This window comes from Halomonas sp. BM-2019 (genome assembly GCF_017584085.1).
Map to the genome: position 1 here is coordinate 1630932 of NZ_CP071922.1, position 790 is coordinate 1631721.

Genomic DNA, 790 nt, shown 5'->3' on the forward strand with positions numbered 1-790 from the left:
GCGGATCAGCGCCTCCAGGAAGGCGGTGGCCTCGGCGGAGAGCGGCGGCACCTCGGTGACGCCGGCCAGCCCGGCCAGGCGCTGCAGCCAGCGGATCTCGACGATGACCCGGGCACGGATCAGGCCGAACTCGCTGAAGTGCTCGCGCAGGGCGGCGGCCTTGTCGCCGTAGCGGCCATCAACGGGAGAGAGAGCGGTCAGGGCGGACAGGGGAAGCGAAGAGTGCGACAGGGCTTGCATGGTCGGGTTCCGGGTCGGTGACAGCAGTGGACGAAAGGGAGTCGAGGCAGCGGGGTCAAGCCGGTGCGGGATCAGCTGAGCTGATCCAGGGCCTTCTTCAGGGCGCCGCGCTGGAAGATCAGCTTCCAGCGTCGCCCGCCCTGCTGGTGCCAGAGCAGGGCGAAGCGGATGCCGCCGAGCAGGCAGGCGCGCACCCGCTCGGGCATCGCCCGGCTCTGCAGCAGCGAGGGGTCACCCTGCACCACGATGCGGGTCTTGAGGGTTGAGAGGGTCTCCTGGTAGGCCTCGCCGAGGCTGGCGATGACGTTCTCGTGGGTCTCGCCGAAGTGCTCGGCCTGGCCCTGGATGCGGACCAGTCGGCTGCCCAGCTCGCTCATCATGGCGTCATTGGTGCGCAGCTTGTTCATCAGCAGCAGCAGCGAGAAACCATAGCGCAGTACCACCGGGTTGGCCTGGCGGCGGCCCACCACCGCCTCGAGCACCTCGAGGCCGCGGCGCAGGTTGTTGGGGTGGCCACCGTAGATCGCCTCGAAGCTCTCGGGACTGGTAT

Annotated in this window: 1 protein-coding gene and 1 pseudogene; both read right to left on the bottom strand. The window is 69.0% G+C overall.

Annotated elements, in window-relative coordinates; all coding sequences use genetic code 11:
- Positions 1–240, bottom strand: a pseudogene (locus J5F18_RS08240) (adenylosuccinate lyase); the annotation flags it as partial.
- Positions 241–311: 71 nt separating this feature from the next.
- Positions 312–790: DUF489 family protein (locus tag J5F18_RS08245; RefSeq protein ID WP_346301784.1), on the bottom strand; the 479-nt coding region annotated here is incomplete at its 5' end.